This is a genomic window from Streptomyces sp. V3I7, assembly GCF_030817495.1.
In the GTDB taxonomy this organism is placed as follows: domain Bacteria; phylum Actinomycetota; class Actinomycetes; order Streptomycetales; family Streptomycetaceae; genus Streptomyces.
This window is the reverse complement of sequence record NZ_JAUSZK010000001.1, coordinates 4919751-4944534: the sequence shown is the minus strand read 5'-3', so window position 1 is coordinate 4944534 and position 24784 is coordinate 4919751. Positions and strand designations below refer to the sequence as shown.

General features: G+C 72.1%; 19 protein-coding genes. 4 read left to right on the top strand and 15 right to left on the bottom strand.

Features of this window, described 5'->3' with window-relative positions:
- Positions 1 to 57: 57 nt before the first annotated feature.
- The 5 genes from QFZ74_RS23205 to rimP all read right to left on the bottom strand — a co-directional run bounded on the left by QFZ74_RS23205 (position 58) and on the right by rimP (position 5695).
- Positions 58 to 351 (bottom strand): DUF503 domain-containing protein, encoded by a 294-nt coding sequence (locus tag QFZ74_RS23205; protein WP_307622737.1) that lies wholly within the window; start codon positions 349 to 351, stop codon positions 58 to 60.
- A 201-nt stretch (positions 352 to 552) separates the two neighbouring features.
- On the bottom strand, positions 553 to 3645 hold the full coding sequence (infB, locus tag QFZ74_RS23200) for a translation initiation factor IF-2 (RefSeq protein ID WP_307622736.1): 3093 nt from the start codon (positions 3643 to 3645) through the stop codon (positions 553 to 555).
- A gap of 146 nt (positions 3646 to 3791) precedes the next feature.
- Entirely contained in the window at positions 3792 to 4088 is a 297-nt protein-coding gene (locus QFZ74_RS23195; RefSeq protein ID WP_307622735.1) for a YlxR family protein, read from the bottom strand.
- Between the two features lie 90 nt (positions 4089 to 4178).
- Entirely contained in the window at positions 4179 to 5177 is a 999-nt protein-coding gene (gene nusA / locus QFZ74_RS23190; protein ID WP_307622734.1) for a transcription termination factor NusA, read from the bottom strand.
- A gap of 2 nt (positions 5178 to 5179) precedes the next feature.
- The gene (rimP, locus tag QFZ74_RS23185) at positions 5180 to 5695 is read right to left on the bottom strand and encodes a ribosome maturation factor RimP (protein WP_307622733.1); all 516 of its coding nucleotides are present in this window, start codon (positions 5693 to 5695) and stop codon (positions 5180 to 5182) included.
- 194 nt (positions 5696 to 5889) lie between these two features.
- Here rimP and QFZ74_RS23180 point away from each other — a divergent pair, with 194 nt between their 5' ends.
- Genes QFZ74_RS23180 through QFZ74_RS23170 form a run of 3 tightly spaced genes read left to right on the top strand, consistent with a single transcriptional unit; the run spans position 5890 to position 7860 of the window.
- Entirely contained in the window at positions 5890 to 6420 is a 531-nt protein-coding gene (locus QFZ74_RS23180; RefSeq protein ID WP_307622732.1) for a hypothetical protein, read from the top strand.
- Positions 6417 to 6926: a ferritin-like domain-containing protein gene (locus QFZ74_RS23175; protein WP_307622731.1), complete on the top strand. Its 510-nt coding sequence runs from the start codon at positions 6417 to 6419 to the stop codon at positions 6924 to 6926. The genes QFZ74_RS23180 and QFZ74_RS23175 overlap by 4 nt, the downstream gene beginning before the upstream one ends.
- Before the next feature lie 25 nt (positions 6927 to 6951).
- Positions 6952 to 7860, top strand: a complete 909-nt coding sequence (locus tag QFZ74_RS23170) for an aminoglycoside phosphotransferase family protein (protein WP_307622730.1) — start codon at positions 6952 to 6954, stop codon at positions 7858 to 7860.
- Between the two features lie 68 nt (positions 7861 to 7928).
- Here the strand turns inward: QFZ74_RS23170 and QFZ74_RS23165 are convergent, their stop codons facing one another.
- The 6 genes from QFZ74_RS23165 to dxr form a co-directional block, all read right to left on the bottom strand.
- Positions 7929 to 9632: a proline--tRNA ligase gene (locus tag QFZ74_RS23165; RefSeq protein WP_307622729.1), complete on the bottom strand. Its 1704-nt coding sequence runs from the start codon at positions 9630 to 9632 to the stop codon at positions 7929 to 7931.
- Between the two features lie 112 nt (positions 9633 to 9744).
- Complete coding sequence (locus QFZ74_RS23160; protein WP_307622728.1) at positions 9745 to 10275, bottom strand: GNAT family N-acetyltransferase; 531 nt, start codon at positions 10273 to 10275, stop codon at positions 9745 to 9747.
- 128 nt (positions 10276 to 10403) lie between these two features.
- Positions 10404 to 11252 (bottom strand): GNAT family N-acetyltransferase, encoded by an 849-nt coding sequence (locus QFZ74_RS23155; protein WP_307622727.1) that lies wholly within the window; start codon positions 11250 to 11252, stop codon positions 10404 to 10406.
- Positions 11253 to 11756: 504 nt separating this feature from the next.
- The gene (ispG, locus tag QFZ74_RS23150) at positions 11757 to 12914 is read right to left on the bottom strand and encodes a flavodoxin-dependent (E)-4-hydroxy-3-methylbut-2-enyl-diphosphate synthase (RefSeq protein ID WP_307622726.1); all 1158 of its coding nucleotides are present in this window, start codon (positions 12912 to 12914) and stop codon (positions 11757 to 11759) included.
- 167 nt (positions 12915 to 13081) lie between these two features.
- Positions 13082 to 14386, bottom strand: coding sequence for an RIP metalloprotease (locus tag QFZ74_RS23145; RefSeq protein ID WP_307622725.1), 1305 nt, complete (start codon positions 14384 to 14386; stop codon positions 13082 to 13084).
- Positions 14383 to 15681, bottom strand: a complete 1299-nt coding sequence (gene dxr / locus QFZ74_RS23140; protein WP_307622724.1) for a 1-deoxy-D-xylulose-5-phosphate reductoisomerase — start codon at positions 15679 to 15681, stop codon at positions 14383 to 14385. Before dxr ends, QFZ74_RS23145 begins: the two co-directional genes overlap by 4 nt.
- 184 nt (positions 15682 to 15865) lie before the next feature.
- On the opposite strand from dxr, the gene QFZ74_RS23135 reads away from it, so the two are divergent.
- The gene (locus QFZ74_RS23135; RefSeq protein ID WP_307622723.1) at positions 15866 to 16324 is read left to right on the top strand and encodes a lamin tail domain-containing protein; all 459 of its coding nucleotides are present in this window, start codon (positions 15866 to 15868) and stop codon (positions 16322 to 16324) included.
- A 24-nt stretch (positions 16325 to 16348) separates the two neighbouring features.
- Here QFZ74_RS23135 and QFZ74_RS23130 read toward each other — a convergent pair whose 3' ends face one another.
- The 4 genes from QFZ74_RS23130 to QFZ74_RS23115 all read right to left on the bottom strand — a co-directional run bounded on the left by QFZ74_RS23130 (position 16349) and on the right by QFZ74_RS23115 (position 24516).
- Positions 16349 to 18280: an acyl-CoA dehydrogenase family protein gene (locus tag QFZ74_RS23130; RefSeq protein ID WP_307622722.1), complete on the bottom strand. Its 1932-nt coding sequence runs from the start codon at positions 18278 to 18280 to the stop codon at positions 16349 to 16351.
- A gap of 203 nt (positions 18281 to 18483) precedes the next feature.
- Positions 18484 to 19929, bottom strand: a complete 1446-nt coding sequence (locus QFZ74_RS23125; protein WP_307622721.1) for an aldehyde dehydrogenase family protein — start codon at positions 19927 to 19929, stop codon at positions 18484 to 18486.
- A gap of 209 nt (positions 19930 to 20138) precedes the next feature.
- Positions 20139 to 21851, bottom strand: a complete 1713-nt coding sequence (locus QFZ74_RS23120) for a PucR family transcriptional regulator (protein WP_307622720.1) — start codon at positions 21849 to 21851, stop codon at positions 20139 to 20141.
- Between the two features lie 160 nt (positions 21852 to 22011).
- On the bottom strand, positions 22012 to 24516 hold the full coding sequence (locus QFZ74_RS23115; protein WP_307622719.1) for an ATP/GTP-binding protein: 2505 nt from the start codon (positions 24514 to 24516) through the stop codon (positions 22012 to 22014).
- Between the last annotated feature and the right edge of the window lie 268 nt (positions 24517 to 24784).

The following is a 24784-nucleotide window of genomic DNA, read 5'->3' as shown; positions in this document are numbered from 1 at the left end:
TCTCCCGTTCTTTCTTCTTCTGCGTTCTGTGCTGCTCTGGTCGGCTGTGGGCCGGCTCTAGTCGTCGTCGCCGTGGAAGCGCCGTCGCACGGACAGCAGCTCCACCTCCGGACGGGCGGCGACCAGCCGTTCGCACCGGTCCAGTACGTCGGTCAGGTGCGCCGCGTCGCCGGAGACCGCCGCGAGGCCGATCCGGGCCCGCCGATGGAGGTCCATGTGGTCCACCTCGGCCACGCTCACCGTGTACTTCCGCTGAAGCTCGGCGACGATCGGGCGGACGACGGAGCGCTTCTCCTTCAGCGAGTGGACGTCGCCGAGGAGGAGGTCGAAGGACAGAGTCCCCACGTACATGTGTAACCGGTTCACCCGCCGGTACGGGATCGATGGGCCCGCCATCGACGAACGGCGGGCACATCAGAACCGTACAACGATCGGGCGACCGGCTCGACGGGGTTTCTCGCGCCCCGCAGGGGGCCGGGGTGCGACACTCCGGCAAACGCGGCGCTGGCCGGCGGGACCTCGGTCCCGCCGGCCAGCAACCACCAGGGGTTGTTACACCCGCGGCTTCTCGCGCATCTCGTACGTCGCGATGACGTCGTCGACCTTGATGTCGTTGAAGTTTCCGAGGTTGATACCACCCTCGTAGCCTTCGCGGATCTCGGTGACGTCGTCCTTGAAGCGACGCAGGCCCTCGATGTTGAGGTTCTCCGCGACCACCTTGCCGTCGCGGATGAGGCGCGCCTTGGTGTTGCGCTTGACCTCGCCCGAGCGGATGAGGACACCGGCGATGTTGCCCAGCTTGGACGACTTGAAGACCTCGCGGATCTCCGCCGTACCGAGCTCGACCTCTTCGTACTCCGGCTTGAGCATGCCCTTGAGGGCCGCCTCGATCTCCTCGATCGCCTGGTAGATGACCGAGTAGTACCGGACGTCCACGCCCTCGCGCTCGGCCATCTGCGCCGCGCGGCCGGCCGCACGGACGTTGAAGCCGATGACGATGGCGTCGGAGCCCATGGCCAGGTCGATGTCGGACTCCGTGACCGCACCGACACCACGGTGCAGGACGCGGATGTCGACCTCTTCGCCGACGTCCAGCTGGAGCAGCGAGGACTCGAGGGCCTCGACCGAACCGGAAGCGTCACCCTTGATGATCAGGTTCAGCTGCTGGACCTCGCCGGCCTTGAGCACCTTGTCCAGGTCCTCCAGCGACACGCGGCGCGTGCGCTTCGCGAAGGCCGCGTTGCGCTCACGGGCGGCGCGCTTCTCCGCGATCTGGCGGGCCGTACGGTCCTCCTCGACCACGAGGAAGTTGTCACCGGCACCCGGGACGTTGGTCAGACCCAGGACCTGGACCGGCGTCGACGGACCGGCCTCGGCGACGTTGTTGCCGTTGTCGTCGAGCATGGCGCGCACGCGACCGTAGGCGTCGCCCACGACCATCGTGTCGCCGACCCGCAGCGTGCCTCGCTGGACGAGGACCGTCGAGACGGCACCGCGGCCGCGGTCGAGGCGGGACTCGATCGAGATGCCCTGTGCGTCCTGGTGCGGGTTGGCCCGCAGGTCGAGCGAGGCGTCGGCGGTGAGGACGACGGCCTCCAGGAGGCTGTCGATGTGCAGACCCTGCTTGGCGGAGATGTCGACGAACATCGTGTCGCCGCCGTACTCCTCGGCCACCAGGCCGTACTCGGTCAGCTGACCGCGCACCTTGGTCGGGTCCGCGCCCTCGACGTCGATCTTGTTGACCGCGACGACGATCGGCACGTCGGCCGCCTTCGCGTGGTTGAGCGCCTCGACCGTCTGCGGCATGACGCCGTCGTTGGCCGCGACGACCAGGATCGCGATGTCGGTCGACTTCGCACCACGGGCACGCATGGCGGTGAACGCCTCGTGACCCGGGGTGTCGATGAACGTGATCTTGCGCTCGTCGCCGTTGACCTCGGTCGAGACCTGGTAGGCACCGATGTGCTGGGTGATGCCGCCGGCCTCGCCCGCGATGACGTTCGTCTTGCGGATGGCGTCGAGCAGTCGGGTCTTGCCGTGGTCGACGTGACCCATGACGGTGACCACCGGCGGGCGGACGACCAGGTCCTCCTCGGTGCCCTCGTCCTCGCCGAACTCGATGTCGAAGGACTCGAGCAGCTCGCGGTCCTCCTCCTCGGGGCTGACGACCTGAACGGTGTAGTTCATCTCGTCGGCGAGGAGCTGCAGCGTCTCGTCGGAGACGGACTGCGTGGCCGTGACCATCTCGCCGAGGTTCATCATGACCGCGACGAGCGACGCCGGGTTGGCGTTGATCTTCTCCGCGAAGTCGGTGAGGGAGGCACCGCGCGACAGGCGAATGGTCTCGCCGTTGCCGCGAGGCAGCATCACGCCGCCGACCGACGGGGCCTGCATGGCCTCGTACTCCTGGCGCCTCTGCCGCTTCGACTTGCGACCACGACGCGCGGGACCACCGGGACGACCGAAGGCGCCCTGCGTGCCACCACGGCCACCGGGACCGCCGGGACGACCGCCGAAGCCGGGACGGCCACCGCCGCCACCACCGGGACCACCCGGACGGCCGGCGAAGCCGCCGCCACCGCCACCGGGACCCGCCGGACGGCCGGCGAAGCCGCCGCCACCACCGGGACGACCGGCGAAGCCGCCGCCACCCGGACGACCGCCGCCGCCACCACCGGGACGACCGCCGCCACCAGGGCCGCGACCGCCGGGGCCACCGCCACCGGGACGGGGGCCGGCAGCCGGACGCTGCGGCATCATGCCGGGGTTCGGACGGGGACCGCCGCCGGGACGCGGAGCGCCGCCCGCACCCTGCGGACGGGGCATGCCACCCGGAGTCGGACGCGCGCCGCCCGGAGCCTGCGGACGGGGACCGCCCGCCGCGCCCTGGGGACGGGGACCGCCCTGGCCCTGGCCCTGCGGACGCGGAGCGCCGCCGGGAGCACCGGGGCCACCGGGACGCGGGGCGCCGCCGGGACGGGGCGCCTGCGGGCGCGCCATGCCGGTGGAGCCACCAGAGGTGAACGGGTTGTTGCCCGGACGGGGACCGGTCGGACGGGCACCGGGACGCGGCGCCTGGCCACCCGGACGCGCAGCGCCGGAACGGTCTCCACGCTCACCACGACCCTGGCCGCCCTGCGCGGGACCACCCGGACGCGGGGCGCCGGGACGCGGCGCCTGGCCACCCGGACGAGAGCCCGGACGCGGGCCGGAGGCCGCCGGGGCGGCGGGAGCCGACGGGGGTGCCGTGAACTCGGGCGCGCTCGGAGCCGGGGACGCCGGGGCGGGCCGCGGCGCGGGCTTCGGGCCCGGAGTGGGACGGGGGCCGGGAGCTGCCGGGGCGGCCGGAGCCGCGGGCTTCTCGGCGGCGGCCGGCTTGGGGGCCGGCGGGCGCGGGGCGGCCGGACGGGCAGCCTGCGCCGGAGAGGGGGCTGCCGGCTTCGCCGGGGCAGCCTTGCGGGCGGGGGCGGACTTGCCGCCTCCGTTGCCCTGCTGGAGGGCGTCCGTCAGTTTGCGGACAACAGGCGCTTCGATGGTCGAAGACGCCGAACGGACGAATTCACCGAGTTCCTGGAGCTTGGCCATGACGACCTTGCTCTCCACACCGAACTCCTTGGCGAGTTCGTATACCCGGACCTTAGCCACATCGCTCCTTTTAGGTCCGGGTTGCGGCCGGACCGTCGCTACTTCATGGGCGTACTCATCGCGTACTCATCGAGTGCTCATCGCAATCTCGACCTACTTCCGACTCGCGAGGTACCAGGGCCGCACGGGGTTCCGCGCGACGCTTCTTACGGTGCTGCCTTCTCGGCAACTGTCGTCTGCTCGACGTATCGGCGCAACGCCTTTGTGTCGAGCGCTCCCGGGGCACGCAACGCCCTCGTGAACGCTCTACGACGCACGGCCTGGTCGAAACAGACCAAGGCGGGATGCACGTATGCACCCCGGCCGGGCAGCGTACCGCGAGGATCGGGGACGCATGCGTCCTCGATCGCCACGATGCGCAGCAGATCGCTCTTGGCCGCTCGCTCCCGGCATCCGATACAGGTACGTTCCGGGCATGCTCGGGCGTGCGTCCGGCCAGACACTGCTTAGTCTACCTCCCCGTACCGACCTCACCCCTTTGGGGCAGGAATCGAACGGTTGTTGTCGTGATCCAAGCGGCCTGCGGCTTGGATCTATTCCCCGGACCGCTGCTCGTCCTGCTCGGTGTCCGGGCGGATGTCGATCCGCCAGCCGGTGAGCCGGGCGGCGAGGCGGGCGTTCTGCCCCTCCTTGCCGATCGCCAGCGACAGCTGGTAGTCGGGGACGGTCACCCGGGCGGACCGGGAGGCCAGGTCGACGACCTCGACCTTGGAGACCCGGGCCGGGGACAGCGCGTTCGCCACCATCTCGGCCGGGTCGTCCGACCAGTCGACGATGTCGATCTTCTCGCCGTTGAGCTCGCCCATCACGTTACGGACACGGCCGCCCATGGGGCCGATGCAGGCACCCTTGGCGTTCAGGCCCGAACGGGTGGAGCGCACGGCGATCTTCGTGCGGTGGCCGGCCTCGCGGGCGATGGCGGCGATCTCGACGGAGCCGTCGGCGATCTCCGGCACCTCGAGGGCGAACAGCTTCTTCACCAGGTTGGGGTGCGTGCGCGAGAGGGTGACCGACGGACCGCGGACGCCCTTGGCCACCCGCACGACGTACGAGCGCAGGCGCATGCCGTGCGGGTACGTCTCGCCGGGCACCTGCTCCTGCACCGGCAGGATGGCCTCGAGCTTGCCGATGTCGACGAGCACGTTCTTCGGGTCGCGGCCCTGCTGGACCACACCGGTGACGATGTCGCCCTCACGGCCGGCGTACTCGCCGAGCGTCGCGTCGTCCTCGGCGTCGCGCAGCCGCTGGAGAATCACCTGCTTGGCGGTGGTCGCGGCGATGCGGCCGAAGCCGGACGGGGTGTCGTCGAACTCGCGGGGCGCCTGGCCCTCCTCGAGGTCCTCGGGGTCCTCCTTCGCCCACACGGTCACATGCCCGGTCTCCCGGTTGAGCTCCACGCGCGCGTGACGGCGGCTTCCCTCGGTGCGGTGGTAGGCGATGAGGAGGGCCGACTCGATCGCCTCGACCAGCAGGTCGAAGGAGATCTCCTTCTCCCGTACCAAGCCCCGCAGGGCACTCATGTCGATGTCCACGGCTACGCCTCCTCTTCCATCTCGTTCTTGCTGTTCTTGTCGTCCTTGCGGCTGAACTCGACCTGGACGCGCGCTTTGGCGATGTCCGGGAAGGCGAGCCTGCGGGTGGTGGGCCTGCGGCCCTTGACGCCGGGCACCTCGAGGTCGAGTCCGTCCTCGTCCACGGCGGTGATGCGGGCGGTCAGTTCGCCGTCGTCGGTGAGCTGGAACCTCACCATGCGGTCGGTGGCACGCACGAAGTGGCGGTGCTCGGTGAGGGAACGCTCCGCTCCCGGCGTTCCGACCTCGAGGTCGTACGCGTCGTCGCCCATCGCGTCGGTCTCGTCGAGCTTCGCCGAGAGCGCGCGGCTCACATCGGCGATCTGGTCCAGGTCCGCACCCGTGTCGGAGTCGACGACGACGCGCAGCACACGCTTGCGTCCGACGGAGTCCACGGTGATCTCTTCGAGGTCCAGGCCCTGTGAGGTGACGAGCGGCTCCAGAAGTTCTCGCAGCCTCTCGCTCTGGGTGGTGCTCATCCGGGTGACTCCTCGGCCGCGTGTGCTGTTGTGGGATGGGTCGCTGTCTGGTCAAAGGGTATCCGGTCGCGGGGGGTGTTGCCGTCCACCTGCGCCCGGGCGGTGCCGGTGAGTGGTCCGGGTGGAGTGCGCGGGTACGGTGATCACGGGCCTGGGCCCTTCTTCGTTGGTACGAGTTCCCGAGGACGTCTGCCGTGCCGTTCCCCCTGCCGTCGCGCACCCCTTCGGGCCTGCGCAGAAGGACCCTGTTCGTCTGGGCGGCCTCGGTCGCCCTGCTCGCGGGCTGCTCCACCGATCCCGCCACCGGCGGCGCCGGGCGCGGCCCTTCGGCGCTCGCCCGGGCACGCGCGCGTGCGGCCCGGGACAGCCGGGGGCTCGTGGAGCGGTACGACGCGGTGATCGCCGCGCATCCGGATCTGACGGAGCGGCTGACTCCGCTGCGGGCCGAGGTGGTGAGCCACGCGGAGGCCTTCGGGGACGACGGCGGGAAAGCCTCGGCCTCCCCCTCCCCCTCGGCGTCCGCCTCGGCGTCGTCCTCGCCCTCCCCCGCCGTGCCGGCCGGCAAGAAGGACGCGCTCGCCGGGCTCGCCGCCGCCGAGCGGACACTGGCCGACCGGCGGACCGCGGACCTGCTGGACGTGCCGGGCGAACTGGCCCGTCTGCTGGCGTCGGTGGCGGCCGCCGGGGCGGCGCACGCGTATCTGCTGACGGAGGGTGGCAAGTGAGCGACGAGACGAGGGACGCCGAACTGAAGGCGGTCCAGGCGGCCTTGGCCGCCGAGCACGCGGCGGTGTACGGGTACGGCGTCGTCGGCGGGCGCATCGGCACGGACCGGCGTACGGAGGCGCAGTCGGCGTACGACGCGCACCGGGCGCGCCGGGACGCGCTGGTGCGCGAGGTGCGCGACCTGGGCGGTGAGCCGGTGGCGTCGAGCGCCGGTTACGCGCTGCCGTTCCCCGTGGCGGACCCGGCCGCGGCGGTGCGGCTCGCCGCCGAGATGGAGGACCGGGTGGCCGGGGTGTACGCGGACCTGGTGCGGTCGGCCTCGGGCGCGCGGCGCGCCTCGGCGGCCGGGGCGCTGCGCGAGGCAGCGGTGCGGGCGGTGCGCTGGCGCGGGGAGAGCGTAGCCTTCCCTGGGCTCGCCGAACGGGCGGGCGGCAATGCCGGTACGGCTACGCCCTCGGACATCGCTCCGGCCGCTGCCTCGGCCTCGGCGACACCGACGGCGTAACCCCGAGGAAGGGAACAACTCGCGCATGGCTTTCGAACCGCCGCGGCGCCTGGTACGGGCGCTCGGTGAGACGGCACCGGAGGGCGACGACTGGCTGACGAGGCTGCCCGGGACGGCGCAGCAGGCCGTGGCGCTACGCGAGTTGACCGTGGAACGGGTGCAGGTGCCGGGCGGCCGCAGCAGCCTGGTGGTGCTGGTGCGGCGGCCCGACGGGACCCCGGCGGTGCTGAAGCTGGCCCCGTCCTGGGCGCGCCCCGCCAGCGAGCGGGCCGCGCTCGCGCACTGGGGCGGCCGGGGCGCCGTACAGCTGCTGGAGCCTCCCCCGTCGGACGACGGTGTGCTGCTGCTGGAGCGGCTGCATCCGGAGGTGTCGGTACGGACGCTGCCCGAGGCGAAGGCGCTGCTGGAGGCGGCGGGGACGCTGCGCCGGCTGTGGGTGGAGCCGCCCGCCGAAACGGTGCACCGCTTCGAGACCGTGGCCGAGCGGACGGGGCGGCAGGCGAAGGCGATGCGCGCGAGCGCGAAAACCGACGCGGAGGCGGCCCCGCTGGTCGACGCGGCCCTCGCGGTCCGCGAGGAGCTGCTGGCGGCCCCGCCCGAGCACCGTCTGCTGCACGGCACGTTCCGCCAGAGCAAGATCCTCGCCGCGGACCGTCTGCCGTGGCTGGCGGTCGGCCCGGATCCGGTGGTGGGCGAGTGCGCCTTCGACCTGGCCCGCCTGGTGCGCGACCGTGTGGAGGACCTCATCGCCGCCCCCTCGGGCGCGGCCATCACCCGCCGCCGCGTGAAGCGCCTCGCGGAGTCCCTGGACGTCGATCAGGAACGCCTGCGGGGCTGGACCCTCTTCCGGGCCGTGGAATCCGGCGTGCGGGCCCGCCGGGTGGGCCGCCCCCAGGACTCCGAACTGCTGCTGGAGTTCGCCACCTGGCTGTAGCCGACGGCTCCGCCGCACGCGCGAAGGGCCGGACAGCCAGGGTGGCTGTCCGGCCCTTCGCATGGGTCCTACTGCGCCGTCAGGCGGCCGATGGCCTCGTCGACCGTCAGTTCCTCGCGGTTGCCGGTCTTGCGGTCCTTGAGCTCCAGGACGCCTTCGGCGGAGCGGCGGCCCGCCACCAGGATCTGGGGGACGCCGATGAGTTCGGCGTCGGTGAACTTGACGCCCGGGGAGACGCCCGCGCGGTCGTCGACCAGGACGCGGACACCGGCGGCGGCCAGCTTGCCGGAGACGTCGAGGGCGAGCTCGGTCTGGAGGGCCTTGCCCGCGGCCACGACGTGGACGTCGGCGGGGGCGACCTCCTTGGGCCAGCACAGGCCGTGCTCGTCGGCGGTCTGCTCGGCGAGGGCGGCCACGGCGCGGGAGACGCCGACGCCGTAGGAGCCCATGGTCACGCGGACCGGCTTGCCGTTCTGGCCCAGCACGTCGAGCTTGAGAGCGTCGGCGTACTTGCGGCCCAGCTGGAAGATGTGGCCGATCTCGATGGCGCGGTCCAGCTTGAGGCCGGCGCCGCAGTTGGGGCACGGGTCGCCCTCCTGGACGACCACGACGTCGACGTACTCGGAGACCTCGAAGTCACGGCCCGCCACCACGTTCTTCGCGTGCGTGTGCTCCTTGTTGGCGCCCGTGATCCACGCGGTGCCCGGCGCGACGCGCGGGTCGGCGATGTACGTGACCTTGTCCAGGCCCTGCGGGCCGACGTAGCCGCGGACCAGATCGGGACGGGCCACGAAGTCCGCCTCGGTGACCATCTCGACGACGGCCGGGGCGAAGTGCGCCTCCACCTTGTCCATGTCGACCTCGCGGTCACCGGGCACGCCCACTGCGACGATCTCGCCGTCGACCTTGACCAGCAGGTTCTTCAGCGTGGCGGAGGCCGGGACGCCGAGGGAGGCGGCGAGGGTCTCGATGGTCGGGGTGTCGGGAGTGGGGATCTCCTCGAGCGCGGGTACGGCCGAGCCGTCGACCGTCACCAACTCGTACGTGATCGCCTCGGTGTTGGCCGCGAAGTCGCAGTTCGGGCAGTCCGCGAAGGTGTCCTCGCCGGCGCCGGCCGGGGCGAGGAACTCCTCGGACTTGGAGCCGCCCATCGCGCCCGCGGTGGCGGCGCAGATGCGGTAGTCGAGGCCCAGGCGCTCGAAGATGCGCTGGTAGGCCTGGCGGTGCAGGGCGTAGGAGCGGGCGAGGCCCTCGTCGTCCAGGTCGAAGGAGTAGGAGTCCTTCATCAGGAACTCGCGGCCGCGCAGGATGCCGGCCCGGGGGCGGGCCTCGTCGCGGAACTTCGACTGGATCTGGTAGAGCGTCACCGGCAGGTCCTTGTAGGAGGACGCCTGGTCCTTCACCACCAGGGTGAAGATCTCCTCGTGGGTCGGGCCGAGGAGGTAGTCGCCGCCCTTGCGGTCCTTGAGCCGGAAGAGCTCCTGGCCGTACTCGTCCCAGCGGCCCGTCGCGTCGTAGGGCTCACGCGGCAGCAGGGCGGGCAGCGAGACCTCCTGGGCGCCGATGGCGTCCATCTCCTCGCGGACGATCCGCTCCACGTTGGAGAGCACCCGCTTGCCCAGCGGCAGCCAGCTCCAGATGCCGGCGGCGGTACGGCGGACGTAGCCGGCGCGGACGAGCAGCTTGTGGCTGAGGACCTCGGCGTCCGCCGGGTCGTCGCGCAGCGTCTTCGCCATCAACTGGGACATGCGCTGGACCGGTGCGTTCGCCATGGTTCTCGTACTCCTGCCGGGTAAGGGTGATGGCTAGGAGGTTAGCCGGGTCGCCGCCGTCGCCGGAAATCCGTTTCCGCCGCACCTGTCCGCGGCGTGCCCCCGCCCCGCGTCACCTGCGGCGCAGCGGCAGCGGGGCGCCCATGATGGCGTACGGCTTCGGGGCGCTCGGGAAGAGGACCTGGCGGGCCAGATCCCGGTAGCCGAGGGAGTGGTAGAGCCCGCGTGCGGCGCTGTCGGTGTCGATCGCGGAGAGGATCGAGCGGGGTTCGGCGGCGCTGTCGGTGATGGCGGTGATGAGGTGGCGGCCGATGCCCCGGTTCTGGTGGAGCGGGTGGACGTGCAGTTCGGTGATCACGAAGGAGTGGTCGAGCCAGCCCTCGTTGCCCTCGGCGCGCAGATAGGGCTCGACCACGGTGGACCACCAGTGGCCGCGGTCGTTGGGCATGCCGTACACGAACCCGACGAGCCGTCCCCCGACCGTGGCGCCCAGCGCCCGGGCTCCAAGGCAGGTCATGTGGCGCAGGACGATGTGACGGCGTACGGCCACCTCTTCGGGGCCGAGTCCGAAGGCGACGGCTTGGACGGCCAGGGCCTCGTCGACGTGGGACGAGAGGTCCAGAGGGCCGATCACGAGGTCCATGGCGGCTGAGCCTACCGGGGACCGGGGGCGCCCGGGTTCCCGGCGGGATTCCGGCTCCACGGTGAGCGCCGCGGGCGTCTCCTGGCTGCCTCGCGTCCGTCGGCGGGATTCAGCGATTCAGGCGAGATTCAGAACAGCACGCTCATGAAGGCGCCGACCTCTTCGAAGCCCACGCGGCGGTACGTCTTCCTCGCCGCCGTGTTGAAGTCGTTGACGTAGAGGCTGGCGATCGGGGCCACGTCGGCCAGGGCGTAGCGCAGGACGGCGGCCATGCCGGGGGCGGCGAGGCCCTTGCCCCGGTGCTCGGGGGCGATCCACACGCCCTGGATCTGGCAGGCGCGGGGGGTGGCGGCGCCGATCTCCGCCTTGAAGACGACCTTGCCGTCCTCGTCGAGGCGGGCGAAGGAGCGGCCGGAGCCGACGAGTTCGGCGACCCGGGCCTGGTAGAGCAGGCCTCCGTCGGCGGCCAGCGGGGAGACGCCCACCTCCTCGGTGAACATCGCCACGCACGCCGGCGTGATCGTGTCTATCTCGTCCTTGCGGATGCGGCGGACGTAGGGGTCGGGAGCGATGTCGGCGGGCATCCGGTCGGTGACCATGAGCGGCTGGTGGGCGCGGATCTCGCGGGCGGGGCCCCAGCGGGGTTCGAGCAGGCTCCACAGCTCGGCGGTGGTTTCGGCGGGGCCGACGATCGAGGAGCAGCGGCGGCCGGCCCGGCGCGCGCGGTCCGCGAAGGCGCGTACGGCTCTCGGGGTGGCGCAGATCGGGACCAGGTTGGCGCCCGCGTAGCAGAGGGACGTGAGCATGCCGTCCTCGTACCAGCCCCACATCTCGCCGCCGAGCCGCCACGGGTCGAGGCCGGCCACCTGTACGCGGGCCGCGACGAAGGCGTTCGCGACGGGCTCGCGATCGAGCACCGCGAGGGCGGCGTCCAGGTCACTCGGTTCGAGCACCCGGGAGGTGGTCTGGGTCAACACGTGCGGGGCCTCACGCTGGGGCGTTCTCCTGGTCTCCGCACTATAGCTGCGCTGCTTTGGGGGTGCGTCTTGTGGTTGGGGGGCTGGTTCGGCGGCGGGTGCGGGGGGCTGCGGGTGGCTGCGCCGCTTGGGCCGTTCGCCCTCCGGGCCGGGGGTGCGGGTTCATTGGCGGGTACGGGTGGCTGCGCCGCTTGGGCCGTTCGCCCTCCGGGCCGGGGGTGCGGGTTCATTGGCGGGTACGGGTGGCTGCGCCGCTTGGGCCGTTCGCCATCGAGGCCGGGGGTGCGGGTTCATTGGCGGGTGCGGGTGCTCTGTGGCTGGGCGCGCAGTTCCCCGCGCCCCTGGCGGCGGGGGGCGAGTCCTGTCGAATCGCTGCGGCACCTTGGGGGTGCGCCGTCCAACCCGGGAGTGCCCGTTCGTTGGCGGGTGCGGGTGCCCTGTGGCTGGGCGCGCAGTTCCCCGCGCCCCTGGCGGCGGGGCGCGGGGTTGCTGGGCTGGGGTGGGTCAGCCTGCTACCGCTACCGAGGGTTCGCCGGAGGTTACGCCGTCGGCTTCCATCTGGGCGGCCAGCTTCATGGCCTCCTCGATCAGGGTCTCCACGATCTTCGACTCGGGGACGGTCTTGATGACCTCGCCCTTCACGAAGATCTGGCCCTTGCCATTACCGGAAGCGACGCCGAGGTCGGCCTCGCGGGCCTCGCCCGGGCCGTTCACGACACAGCCCATGACCGCGACGCGAAGGGGGACCTCCATGCCGGTCAGGCCCGCCGTGACCTCCTCGGCCAGCTTGTACACATCCACCTGCGCGCGGCCGCACGACGGGCACGAAACGATCTCCAGACCCCGCTGGCGCAGGTTCAGCGACTCCAGGATCTGGATGCCGACCTTGACCTCCTCCGCCGGCGGCGCCGACAGCGAGACGCGGATCGTGTCGCCGATGCCCTCGGACAGCAGCGCGCCGAACGCCACCGCCGACTTGATGGTGCCCTGGAACGCCGGGCCCGCCTCCGTCACACCCAGGTGCAGCGGGTACTCGCACCGGGCCGCCAGCTGGCGGTAGGCCTCGATCATCACGACCGGGTCGTTGTGCTTCACCGAGATCTTGATGTCCCGGAAGTCGTGCTCCTCGAACAGCGACGCCTCCCAGAGAGCCGACTCGACCAGGGCCTCGGGTGTGGCCTTGCCGTACTTCTGCAGCAGACGCCGGTCCAGGGAACCGGCGTTCACACCGATGCGGATCGGCGTGCCGTGGTCCTTCGCCGCCCGCGCGATCTCCCTGACCTTGTCGTCGAACTGCTTGATGTTCCCCGGGTTCACCCGCACCGCGGCACAGCCCGCCTCGATCGCCGCGAACACGTACTTCGGCTGGAAGTGGATGTCCGCGATCACCGGGATCTGCGACTTCCGTGCGATCGTCGCCAGCGCGTCCGCGTCGTCCTGCGTGGGGCAGGCCACCCGCACGATCTGGCAGCCCGACGCCGTCAGTTCCGCGATCTGCTGGAGCGTCGCACCGATGTCCGACGTCCGCGTCGTCGTCATCGACTGCACCGACACAGGCGCGTCTCCGCCGACGGCCACGGATCCGACCTGGATCTGCCGGCTCTTGCGGCGTTCGGCGATCTTGGTCGGAACGGACGGCATGCCGAGAGAAATCGCAGTCATCTGGTGTGCAACCCCAAGTCGTGGATCAGAAGCCGGTCCCGGAACAGCGGGCTCCAGGCCTTGAGATTACGACACTGGCCAAGGCCTGAGCACATCCCACTCGTAAACCTACTCAATGGAGGACGGCCCCGGACTGAGCGCCCGAGGCCGTCACAAACGCCCATGGGTCAGGTGATTCTCACGGGGTTCACGACATCCGCGATGAGCACCAGGACGGTGAAGCAGATGAAGATCCCCGCCACCACGTAGGCCACCGGCATCAGCTTCGCGACGTCGAAGGGACCGGGGTCCGGACGGCGCAGCACCCGCGCCAGGTGCCGGCGCAGCGCCTCCCACAGCGCGCCCGCGATGTGCCCGCCGTCGAGCGGCAGCAGCGGGAGCATGTTGAAGAGGAACAGGGACAGGTTGAAGCCCGCCACCAGCATCAGCGCCATCGCGAGCTGCTGGGTCGGCGGGATGTCGAGGGTGAAGATCTCACCGCCGACGCGGGCCGCGCCGACCACGCCCATGGGCGAGTCGGGGGCGCGCGGGGCGCCGTCGAAGGCCGCGTTCCACAGTCCGGGGACCTTGGCGGGCAGGGAGGCGATGGAGTGGACGGCGTCGCCGACGCGGTCTCCCATCCAGGTCACGGAGTCGCCGAAGTCCTGCTTGACGACGCCGGTGGCCGCGCCGAAGCCGAGGAAGCCGGCCTTGACGTACTCACCCTGGACGTAGGCCCCGCTGGAGTCCTTCTTCGGGACCATGTTGGTGGCGATCTTCGCATGCAGGTCCACTTCGTGGCCCTTGCGGTCGACGACGATCGGCACGTCCTTGCCCGCGCTGACGCGGATGAGGTCGGAGAGCCTGTTCCAGTCCTTCGTGCGCACCCCGGCGAAGGCCACGATCTTGTCGCCCGGCTTGAGGCCGGCGGCCTGGGCCGGGGAGGCCGCGTCGGACTTCTTGCACGTGTCGCGCTTCTCGGTCTGCGCGATGACGCACGGGGAGACCGAGCTGACCGTGGTGGTCTGCTGCTGGATGCCGAAGCCCATCAGCACGGTCAGGAACAGCGCCACCGCCAGGACCAGGTTCATGAACGGGCCCGCGAACATCACGATGACCCGCTTCCACGGCTTGCGCGTGTAGAAGAGGCGGGTCTCGTCTCCCGGCTTCAGCTCCTCGTAGGCTGCCGATCGGGCGTCCTCGATCATGCTCCGCCAGGGCGAGGTGGAGCGCGCGGTGATCCGGCCGTCCTCGCCGGGCGGGAACATGCCGATCATGCGGATGTAGCCGCCGGCCGGGATCGCCTTGATCCCGTACTCCGTCTCGCCCTTGTGCCGCGACCAGATGGTCGGGCCGAAGCCGACCATGTACTGCGGCACGCGGATGCCGAAGAGCTTGGCGGTGGACAGATGCCCCAGCTCGTGCCAGGCGATCGAGACCAGCAGGCCGATCACGAAGACGACTATGCCGAGGATCATCATCACTGCTGTCATGCACGCGCCTCCGCGGTCGCCGTCCGGTCGGTCAGTTCGCGAGCCCGGGCGCGGGCCCAGGTCTCTGCTTCGAGGACGTCCGAGACGGTCAGGGAAGTTCCCGAACGATGGGAGTCCCCCCGCTCGAGCGAAGCCGCGAGTGGGGGAGTGCCGTGCTCCTCGACCACCCGGGTCACGGTCTCCATGATCCCGTTGAAGGGCAGCGCACCCGCCCGGAACGCCTCGACGCACTCCTCATTGGCCGCATTGAACACCGCCGGAGCCGTACCGGCGAGTTCGCCGACGTGCCGGGCGAGGTCGACGGACGGGAACGCCTCGGTGTCGAGCGGGAAGAACTCCCAGGTCGAGGCCCTGCTCCAGTCGAAGGCGGGCGCCGCGTCCGGGACGCGTTCGGGCCAGCCGAGACCGATGGCGATGGGCCCGCGCATGTCGGGCGGCGTCGCCTGCGCGAGCGTCGATCCGTCCGTGAACTCGACCATCGAGTGGACGTACGACTGCGGGTGGACGACGACCTCGATGCGGTCGAAGGGGATGTCGTAGAGAAGGTGCGCCTCGATGACCTCCAGGCCCTTGTTGACGAGGGTCGCGGAGTTGATCGTGATCACCGGGCCCATGGCCCAGGTGGGGTGCGCGAGGGCGTCCTCGACGGTGACGTTCGCCAGTTCCGCCTTCGTACGGCCGCGGAAGGGGCCGCCGGAGGCGGTGACGACGAGCTTGCGCACATCGGCGCGGGTGCCGGCGGCCAGCGCCTGGAAGAGCGCCGCGTGCTCGGAGTCGACCGGGATGATCTGCCCCGGCTTGGCGAGCGCCTTGACCAGCGGGCCGCCGACGATGAGCGACTCCTTGTTGGCGAGCGCGAGGGTGCGGCCCGCTTCCAGGGCGGCGAGGGTCGGGGCGAGGCCGATGGAGCCGGTGATGCCGTTGAGGACGGTGTGGCACTCGGAGGCGGCGACCTGCGCGGCCGCCTCGGGTCCGGCGAGGATCTCCGGCAGCGGCTCACCCGCGCCGTACTGGGCGGCGAGCGCCTCGCGCAGCGCCGGCACGACGTCCTCGCGGGCGACCGCGACGGTCCGCACCCGCAGCCGGTAGGCCTGCTCGGCGAGGAGGGCGACCCGGCCGCCGTTGGCGGACAGGGCGGTCACCCGGAAGCGGTCGGGGTGGCGCAGCACGAGGTCGATGGCCTGGGTGCCGATGGACCCGGTGGAGCCGAGGATCACCACGTCCTTGGGGCCGTCTCCCGCGAGGGGGTCGTAGACGAGGTGCGGATCGGCGAGGGGTGCGGGACTGTCGCTCATCCCCCCATTGTGGCCGCACGCGGCGACCGCGCCGACAGCACACCCTCGGGCGGGTCCCTGTCAGAGCTCGTCGGCCATGGGCGGATACCCCTCAGGTGAAGATGAAGTGGAGATCATGTGATAACACTTCAGGTCTGGCCGGACGATCGACCGGCCATCGGACGACATCCGGGGGGATATCTCCATGCGCATGACGCGGATACGCGCCGCCCTGCCCGCTCTCGCGGGCGCCGCCCTGTTCACGGGCACGCTGCTCAGCACTCCGGCCGAGGCCGCCGGCAGCGTCCACATCTACGAGGTGTACTACGACAGCCCCGGCTCGGACGGCGGCTCCAACACCAGCCTCAACGGCGAGTGGGTCAAGATCAAGAACTCGACCTCGTCGACGGTCTCGCTCAAGGGCTGGAAGATCAAGGACGCCACCGGTTACACGTACACCTTCGGGGACGTGAAGATCGGCGCCGGCAACACCAAGAAGGTGCACACCGGCGAGGGCACCAACACCGCGAGCGACAAGTACTGGGGCCGCTCCTGGTACGTCTGGAACAACACCGGCGACACCGCGAAGCTCTACAAGGCGAGCGGCACGAAGCTCGACTCGTGCTCGTGGTCGTCGCGGGGCAGCGGCTACAAGTACTGCTGAGGCCGCTGCCCCGCCGGTCCTCAGCTACCTGATCGGCCGGTGCACGTTCTCCTTCTGGGAAGGTCCGGGGGTCGCGTCCGCGATCCACGGGCCTTCGCCCGATGGATCGACGATCCCCTGCTCCAGCCACTCGTACACGCCGCCGAGCACGCCCTTGACCACCGTGCGGTCCAGGTCGTCGGTGTTGTCCCACAGTCGCCGGAACAGCTCGTCCACGCGGATGCGGGCCTGGCGACAGAAGGCGTCGGCGAGCTGGTAGGCCTCGCGGCCGTGGTCGCCCTGGCTGCGCAGCAGCTCCGCGCGGACGCAGGCCGCGCTCATCGCGAACAGCTCCGCGCCGATGTCGACCATCCGGCCGAGGAAGCCCTGCTTGGTCTCCATCCGGCCCTGCCAGCGGGAGATGCCGTAGAAGGTGGCGCGGGCCAGCTTGCGGGCGTGCCGCTCGACGTAGCGCAGATGCGGGGAGAGGTCCACCTCGCGCTTGAACTCCCCGTACGAGGTCGGGAGTTGTCCCGGGCCTGCCACCAGCTTGGGCAGCCACTTGGCGTAGAAGCGGCCCGCGTCGGCGCCCGCCCGCGCCTTGTCCGCGAGGGGCTTCTCGGGGTCGATGAGGTCACCGGCGACCGCCAGGTGGGCGTCGACGGCCTCGCGCGCGATCAGCAGGTGCATGATCTCGGTGGAGCCCTCGAAGATCCGGTTGATGCGCAGGTCGCGCAGTATCTGCTCGGCGGGTACGGCGCGTTCGCCCCGGGCCGCCAGCGACGCGGCCGTCTCGAAGCCTCGGCCGCCGCGGATCTGGACCAGCTCATCGGCCATCAGCCAGGCCATCTCGGAGCCGTACAGCTTGGCGAGGGCGGCCTCGATGCGGATGTCGTTGCGGTTCTCGTCGGCCATCTGACTGGACAGGTCCAGGACGGCCTCCAGCGCGAAGGTCGTGGCCGCGATGAAGCTGATCTTCGAGCCGACCGCCTCGTGGAACGCGACGGGCTTGCCCCACTGCTCGCGGGCCGCCGACCACTCGCGGGCGATCTTCAGGCACCACTTGCCCGCGCCCGCGCACATCGCGGGCAGCGAGAGCCGGCCGGTGTTGAGGGTGGTCAGCGCGATCTTCAGACCGGCACCCTCGGGGCCGATCCGGTTGGCGGCCGGGACGCGCACCTGATGGAAGCGGGTGACGCCGTTCTCCAGGCCGCGCAGGCCCATGAACGCGTTGCGGTTCTCCACCGTGACGCCCTCGGAGCCGGCCTCGACCACGAAGGCCGTGATGCCGCCCGGGTGGCCTTCCGACTTCGGCACCCGCGCCATCACGACGAGCAGGTCGGCGACCACGCCGTTGGTGGTCCACAGCTTCACGCCGTCGAGGATGTAATCGTCCCCATCGGGCACGGCCGACGTGGCGAGGCGGGCCGGGTCGGAGCCGACGTCCGGCTCGGTCAGCAGGAACGCCGAGATGTCGGTACGGGCGCAGCGCGGGAGGAAGGTCTCCTTCTGCTCCTGGGTGCCGAAGAGCTTCAGCGGCTGCGGCACGCCGATCGACTGGTGGGCCGAGAGCAGGGCGCCGATCGCCGGGCTCGCGGAGCCGGCCAGGGCGAGGGCCTTGTTGTAGTACACCTGCGTCAGGCCGAGGCCGCCGTACTTGGTGTCGATCTTCATGCCGAGGGCGCCGAGTTCCTTGAGCCCGTCGACGACCTCGTCGGGGATCTGTGCCTCGCGCTCGATCCGGGCCGAGTCGATCTTCGTCTCGCAGAAGTCGCGGAGCTTGGCGAGAAACTCCTCGCCGCGCTGGGCTTCCTCGTCGGCCGGGAGGGGGTGGGGGTGGATGAGGTCGAGCCGGAAACGGCCGAGGAACAGTTCCTTGGCGAAACTGGGCTTGCGCCAGTCCTGTTCCCGGGCGGCCTCCGCCACCTCGCGGGCCTCCCGCTCGGTGACGGTGCGTTTGGTGGTGGGGGCGGACATTGAGGCTCACCTCGCCGCGAGTAGGGGTGTCGGGGACCATGCGTTACCGACAAGTGCTACTGGATCGTTGGTACCCGAAGCGGGGCGTTCCCACCAGCCCTCGCGCGCTCGTTGGGGCGATGCTTTTCCCGTACGTTCTCCCGTACGGGCACGGCCCGGCACCGCTGTTTCGCGGTGCCGGGCCGTTCGACCGTTCGGGTGGGTTACAGGGCGAGCCCGGTGAGGATCAGCACCCGCTCGTAGGTGTAGTCGTCCATCGCGAACTTCACGCCCTCGCGGCCGACGCCGGACTGCTTGGCGCCGCCGTACGGCATCTGGTCGGCGCGGTAGGAGGGGACGTCGCCGATGACCACGCCGCCGACCTCCAGGGCCCGGTGGGCGCGGAAGGCGGTCTGCAGGTCGTGGGTGAAGACGCCCGCCTGGAGGCCGTACTTGGAGTCGTTGACGGCCGCGAAGGCCTCGGCCTCGCCGTCCACGCGCCGCACGGTCAGGACGGGTCCGAAGACCTCCTCCGTGGCGAGCTTCGTGCCGGCCGGTACGTCGGTCAGGACGGTCGGCGCGTACGAGGCGCCGTCGCGCTTGCCGCCGGCGAGGAGCTGGGCGCCGGCGGCGACGGCCTCGTCGACCCACTCCTCGACGCGCTGCGCGGCGGCCTCGCTGACCAGCGGGCCGACCTCGGTGGCGTCGTCGGCGGGGTCGCCGGTGACCTGGGCCTCGACGGCGGCGACGATGCGCGGCAGCAGGCGGTCGTAGACGGAGGTGTCCGCGATGACGCGCTGCACGGAGATGCAGGACTGGCCGCCCTGGTAGTTCGAGAAGGTCGCGATGCGGGTCGCGGCCCAGTCGAGGTCGGCGTCGGAGGCGTAGTCGCCGAGGACGACCGCGGCGCCGTTGCCGCCCAGCTCCAGGGTGCAGTGCTTGCGCGGCACGGAGTCCATGATCGCGTAGCCGACCTGCTCGGAACCGGTGAAGGAGATGACCGGCAGGCGCTCGTCCTGGACCAGGGCGGGCATGCGGTCGTTGGACACCGGGAGGATGCTCCAGGAACCGGCGGGCAGCTCGGTCTCGGCGAGGAACTCACCGAGGATCAGGCCGGACAGCGGGGTGGCCGGGGCCGGCTTGAGGATGATCGGCACGCCGGCGGCGATGGCCGGGGCGATCTTGTGGGCGCACAGGTTCAGCGGGAAGTTGAACGGCGCGATGCCGAGGACGACGCCCTTGGGGAAGCGCCGGGTGACGGCGAGACGGCCCTGGCCGCCGGCGTCGGTGTCGAGGCGCTGGGCCTCACCGCCGTTGAAGCGGCGGGCCTCCTCGGCGGCGAACCGGAACACGGAGACCGCCCGGCCTACCTCGCCGCGGGCCCACTTGATCGGCTTGCCGTTCTCGGCGGAGATCAGCTGCGCGAGCTCCTCGCTCCGCTCGGTCAGCCGCTTGCCGACGTGGTCGAGGGCGGCGGCGCGCACGTGGGCCGGGGTGGCGGCGAAGTCGTCCAGTACGGCGTACGCGGCGGCCACGGCCTCCTCGACCTGAGCGTCCGTCGGCACGCTGACCTGGCCGACGAGACGCCCGTCCCAGGGGTTGGTGACGTCGAGGCTGTCCTCGCCGGTGGCCTGGCGGCCGGCGAGCCAGAAGGCGTGGGTGGAAGTCATATGCGAGTCCCGGCCCTTCCGCGTTGGGGATGTACGTGGCTTTCGGCTCCACCGTAGGGCGGCCACGGCCGATGGTCGTTTGTCCGAGGCGTAGTGGTGGGGAGCGGGGGTTGGCCGGATTGGCGGGGTGGGGTGAGGGGTTGGTGGCGGAGGCGGTGATGTTCTCGCCCCCCGGCCCGAGGGCCAAGGGGCGAAGCCCCCTGGTGCCGTCAGTCGGCTGACATCGTCTTCAGGGCCAGCCAGAGGTCCATGCGGGTGTCCGGGTCGTCCAGGCTGCGGCCCAGGATCTCCTCGACGCGGCGCATCCGGTAGCGGAGCGTGTGGCGGTGGACGCCCAGGTCGGCGGCCGCCGCGTCCCACTGGCCGTGCCGGGAGAGCCATGCGCGCAGGGAGGCGACCAGGTCGCCGCGGCCGGTGGCGTCGTGTTCGTACAGCGGGCGCAGCAGACCGTCCGCGAAGGCCTTCACCGCGTCGTCCGCCAGCAGCGGCAGCACCGAGCCCGCCGCCAGCTGGTCGTGCTCGACGAGCACCCGTCCCCGTCGCCGCGCCACCGACAGCGCCTGCTCGGCGTGCTTGTAGGCGGCGGCCGCGGCGATCGGGCCGGAGGGGGCCGACAGGCCGACGACCAGTTCGTCGTCGTCCCCGGCCGACTGCTCGGGCACGGGCGCGGCCCGCCCTGCCTCCAGCGCCGCCGCGTACTCCGCGCAGGCGGCCACCGCCGCGCCGCCGTCCGCTGCCAGGACCACCAGCCGCTCCCCCTCGGGGACGACCAGCACGGCCTCCCCGGACCGCGCCGCCGCCGACTCCACGGTCTCGGCGAGCCCGTCCAGCCGGTCCCCGCCGTCGGCGGTGGCGGCGAGTGCCGTCGCCCCGGGCGACGCGGGCGACGTCGTACGGGCGGAGCCGGACGCTGGGGTCGAGGTGTGGGCCAGCGGCACGCGCGCGCGTGCGTCGGCGTGGGCCCGCGCGGCCGACGCCGACACGGACTCGGCGACGATGATCCGGAACGGCGCGTCGAGCAGCCCCCCGTACAGGTCCCCCGCGACGGCCCGGGCGTGGTCCGGCTCCCCGGCGAGCAGCATGCGCAGCACCGCCGCGCCGACCCGCTGTTCGGCCGCGTACAGCGAGCGCGAGCGCTCCGTGGTGAGCGTGAGCAGGGCGATGGCGGAATGGACGGCGTACCGCTCGGCGGTGCCGAGGGCGGCGGCCGTGCCGACGGCGAGCGCCGCCCGTGGCCGCCGGCCCGTGCCGAGGGTGTGCAGTTCGACCCGGTCCTCGTTCTCCGGTCCGGCGACGACGGACGAGGCCGGCGCGGGCCGCTGCCGCAGCCGGTCGACGTCGGTGATGAGCCGTGCCGCCCGCCGCCCCGCCCACTCGGGCGCGGTGGCGACGACGGTGCCCGAGGCGTCGTACAGCGCCGCCCATCCGTCGACCTGGGTCGCGAGCGCGCCGAGCAGCCCCTCCGGACCGGCGGTCAGCGCCTGCCGGGTGAGCTCCCGCTGGGCGGCGAACCCGGCGGTCACCGCCCGGTACTGGTCGGCGGCGAGCGCGGCGGACACGGCCTTGCTGATGGCGAGGAACGGGGTGCGGCGCGGCACCTCCAGCAGCGGCAGCCCCTCCTGCCCGGCCGCGTCGACAAGCGCCTTGGGGATGTCCTCGTAGTGGACGCCGACGGCGAAGCCGAGCCCGACGACACCGGCGCCGACCAGCCGCCGCACGTACCGCAGCATCGCCTCCGGATCCTCCGCGTCCAGCTTCAGCGCGGTGATCAGCAGCAGTTCCCCGCCCTCCATGTACGGGACGGGGTCGGCGAGCTCGCTGGCGTGCACCCAGCGGACCGGCACGTCGAGGCGGTCCTCGCCCGCGCGCACGGTCAGCTTGAGCGCGGAGTGGTGGACGAGCGAGGCGAGCGTCGGGGGCATGAGGCCTTCAGGTCTGGGGAGATCGGGTGATCATTGTGCACACTTGGCCGTCGCGTATGAACAGCCTATGCCGATTCTGCCTCACCGTACGGTGCCCCTGTGAACCTTGTGCAGACAGGCCCCGGCCTCTCGCGAACCGGCAGCTCAAGGCCTCATGGCTTCACGACCGCCCGGCCGCCTCCCCGCGCAGATCCACCAGCAGCGGCGGAGCGTGCTCGCCCCGCACCGTCGTCAACGACAGCACCGCGTGCCCCGGCGGCACCTCGTGTGCCAGCTCGGACGCGGACCAGCGCTCCCGCTCGACCTGACGCACGGTCACGGCCTCCGTGGTGACCGCCTTCCCCGTCACCAGCTTGCGCAGGGCGTGGATCGCCCGGGTCATGGGCTGGTCCGCGAAGACGGTGTGCCGGGCGACGTCCTGCGTCTGCACCCACTGCGTGCCCCAGGCGCTGGCGAACCGGCTGCCGTCCCACGTCGTCACGCCGGAGAGAGCCATGTGGCAGCCGACCGCACCGTACAAGGGGCCGTGCAGCGCTTCGGGTACGTCGCCGAGCGAGCGTAGGGCGAGCACCACGCCCGCGTTCCACGACCGCAGCCGCTGGATCCGGCGCACCGACTCGCCCGTCACCGCCTCGGTCGCGTCGTCGAGGACCAGACAGGCGAAGTGGCCGCGCTCGCCACGCTCGCCGCCCTCGCCGCCCTCGCCGTCCCGCGTCACGGCGCAGAACTGGGCGAGCAGCAGCCGTGTCAGCACCCGGGACGCCTCCTCGTGGCCGCGCTCGGGCAGGTCGATACGGACCCGCAGCGGATGGTGGGCGATGGCGCGCAGCGAGAAGGGGCGGGCGCCGGATCCGTCCGCGCCGAAGAACTCGGCGAACGCCGGCCGGTCCAGCAGCGCGAGACGCGCCGCGAGCGCGGGGCCGGGATCGCCCGGCGCCCCCGACTGCCGCTCGCGCGCGTCGAGTTCGCGGCGCATCTCGGCGTACTGCTCCCCCGCGAGCGCCCCGCGCAGGGCCGCCAGCGCCGACGGCTCCCCCTCCAGCAGTTCCCGCAGCACGGGCAGCGCCGGGAAGCGGCCGTACGCCGCCCGGTAGGGGCCGAGGAGCTGGGCGAGCGCGGTGGCCGCCCGCTGCCCGCTCACCGTCTCCAGGTCGCCGGCCAGGCCCTCGGCCAGGAAGGCGGCGGCCTCGTCGGGATCGTCGGAGTCGGCGTACGGGTCGAGGTCATGCACGGAGGCCCGGTCGCCGAGGCGGACGACCACGTCGTACGCGGAGTCCGGGCCGAGCGGGGTGCCGGCGGCGCAGACCGCGACGACGGCGGCGCGCCCGGCGAGCGCCTGGAGGCCGAGGGACTCGACGGCCGGGCGGACCACATGGCGGGTCTTGCCGGAGCCCGACGGTCCCACGACGAGCAGCGAGGTGCCGAGGGTCTCCGGCCCGAGGGCCGCCCCGGCGCCGCCGTAGGCGAGGGGGGTGTGCTCGCGCGTCACCCACCGCCCGATGCGCACCTGCCCGGCGAGCAGGTCGTGCCGCGCGGCCCGGCCGGGCAGGTCCCGGTCCCCGGACGGATGGGTCCAGGCGGCGCCGCCCTCGCGCAGCACGGTGTCGGCGAAGGGCGCGATGCGCGCCCGCGCGCGGGCGGCCACCCACCGGTGGGCGATCCGCGCGCAGTCCACGTCGTTCATCCGGCCCGCCCGCACCTCGCCGGCGAGGAGGTCCGCCGCCTGGTACTGGCCGGCCTCGCGCACCTCGGGCCACAGCGAGGGCCGCCGGTCGACGGCCGGCGCGGCCGGGTCCGCGGCCGCCCGGCGCGCGGCGAGCCACTGGCCGGCGAGGTCCCGCCAGCCGCCGAGGCGGGCGAACGGCCACACGACGAGCAGGGTGACGAGCGTGTACAGCCCGTCGGTGAACAACTGGGACGCGAACGCGTCGTAGCCGCCGGTGATCAGCGCGACGAGCGAGAACAGGGGCGCGACGACCGGTACGGCGTCCCAGCCGGCGCCGGGGAAGGCGGAGGGGAAGACGAGGCTGAGCGCGACGAGGGCGCCCAGGGCGGCGAGCAGGGCGCGGGCGGGCTGCGGCCTGCGGCCCACGACGTGGCGGGCGATCGCGGCCCAGCCGCCCAGCCGGGTCACCGCGTAGACCAGGAGGGCGAAGAAGAGTCCGTTGTAGACCTGGAGGGCCTCCACGCCCGGGTAGGGCACGGCCTGCTCCAGCCGCTTGGGCGCCGCGAGCGTGCCGCCCCACCACCAGCCGTCGGGCGTGAAGAGCCGCAGCAGCACGTACTGGTACGGGATGACCCCACGGTGCCAGAAGGACCACACCAGGAACGCCAGGACGAGCGGGATCAGCATGCCGACGACGGTCGTCGACGTGAGCCGCTCCGCCGTGCGCGCCGCCTTCGGCTCCTGGTAGCCGTAGCGCCAGATACCGGGCCCGGCGTCCGGGCGCGGCTCGTCGAGCCAGTCCGCGACGGGCGAGGGCGGGTGCGGCTGCGGGTGCCGGTGCGGGGAATGGGGAGGTTTCGTGGGGTGTGCGGTCACCGGCTGCGGATCCGGTGCCCTGGCCGGCCGCGGTGGCACCGCCGGTACGTCCGCCGGCCGCGCCGGGCGCGGCACAGGATTCGCGTGTGTGCCCCGTGCGTCCCGCGTCCCGTCGCTGTCCATCGCCGTTGCCCCCTGACCAGCCGCTCCGTGCTCCATTCAGCGAGCCAATCTAACGCCCGCCCAAGGGGAGTTCACCGCTCACGCGGCCGGGGAAACCGGCCGGTGCCGTCCGGATCGCCCGGGACGCGCTCGACCTGGCTATGTCCACGGCGGACAACCGCACCCCCCGGACAACGCCCACATGGAGCATGCCCACTGCTCATCGGCGGCCCTAGCCTGCGAAGAAAGAGGCAAGCGTCCGAAAAGGCATCGCCCAGAACTGTCCGGA